The organism is Emticicia sp. (assembly GCF_049241225.1).
Classification (GTDB): domain Bacteria; phylum Bacteroidota; class Bacteroidia; order Cytophagales; family Spirosomataceae; genus Emticicia.
This window is the reverse complement of sequence record NZ_JBMLRC010000367.1, coordinates 8,498-9,785: the sequence shown is the minus strand read 5'-3', so window position 1 is coordinate 9,785 and position 1,288 is coordinate 8,498. Positions and strand designations below refer to the sequence as shown.

General features: G+C 37.7%; 2 protein-coding genes. Both read left to right on the top strand.

Annotated elements, in window-relative coordinates; all coding sequences use genetic code 11:
* Nucleotides 1–60: 60 nt before the first annotated feature.
* Nucleotides 61–915 carry a fumarylacetoacetate hydrolase family protein gene (locus ACOVO2_RS19400; RefSeq protein ID WP_421771563.1) on the top strand — a complete coding sequence of 285 codons (855 nt, stop codon included), beginning with the start codon at nucleotides 61–63 and terminating at the stop codon, nucleotides 913–915.
* A 125-nt stretch (nucleotides 916–1,040) separates the two neighbouring features.
* Nucleotides 1,041–1,288: hypothetical protein (locus tag ACOVO2_RS19395; RefSeq protein ID WP_421771562.1), on the top strand; the 248-nt coding region annotated here is incomplete at its 3' end.

The window sequence follows — 1,288 nt, the reverse complement described above, 5'->3', positions numbered from 1 at the left end:
TTAGCATAGAAACTTATTAAACATATTTTTAATTTAAACACCCCTTTAGGGGCTGGGGGCATGAAACTATTCCGCTTTGGCGAACCAACCAACGAAAAAACAGGAGTGATTCTCTCCGACGGTAAAAAAATTGATGTATCGGCTTTTGGCGAAGACTACAACGAAAACTTCTTTGCCACCAATGGCATCGAACGACTAGGCACTTGGCTAAGCACAAATGCTGATTCTTGCCCAATTGTGGCCGATGATGTACGATTGGCTTCATGCGTAGCTCGACCATCTAAAATCATTTGTATCGGGCTAAATTACGCAAAACACGCCTTAGAATCGAATATGCCTAAGCCAACCGAGCCAGTGGTATTCTTCAAATCAACAACTGCTCTTTGCGGGCCAAACGATGATGTAATTATTCCTAAAAACTCAGTAAAAACTGATTGGGAAGTTGAATTGGCTTTTGTGATTGGAAAAAAGGCAAGTTATATAGAAAAAGAAGATGCTATGAGCTACATTGCGGGCTACTGCTTACACAATGATTACAGCGAGCGTGAGTTTCAGTTGGAGCGTGGCGGACAGTGGGTAAAAGGTAAGAGTTGCGATACGTTTGCTCCATTAGGACCATTTTTAGCAACAATTGATGAAGTTGGCGACCCTCAAAAGCTTGATTTATGGCTCAAACTAAACGGCGAATTACTTCAAAATTCAAATACGGATGATATGATTTTTGATATTCCTGTGATAGTAAGTTATTTAAGCCAATTTATGACGCTTCTTCCGGGTGATGTTATTTCAACAGGAACACCAGCAGGTGTAGGACTTGGTTTTAAACCACCGAGATACCTAAAAGCAGGTGATGTAGTAGAATTGGGTATCGAAAAACTCGGAACTCAGAGACAAACGGCTGTAGCCTATCAATAATTTTTCGAGAAAAGTACTTTAACGAGCCATATCTACAAAAAAGATATGGCTCGTTTATTTTTTGCAATATTATAAAGGCTTAGGCATGAAATTTGGTTGCTTATTGGGAAATCGTAAACCCAAAAATGAAAATATATTTATTAGCTATCGGCTTACTGATAAGTCAGTTATCTTTTTCTCAGCAAGAGTGTAAATGCTCAAAAAACTTTGATTTTGCCTACCAAAAAATAAAAGATAATTATGCTGGTTGGGAGGATAAAATTACATCCAAAAATCAAACAGAATTTGATAAACTAACACAAGAGATTAAGGTTAAGGCTGAGACTATCACTGATGAAAAAGAATGCTATTTTCATATCAAAAAATGGTTCGA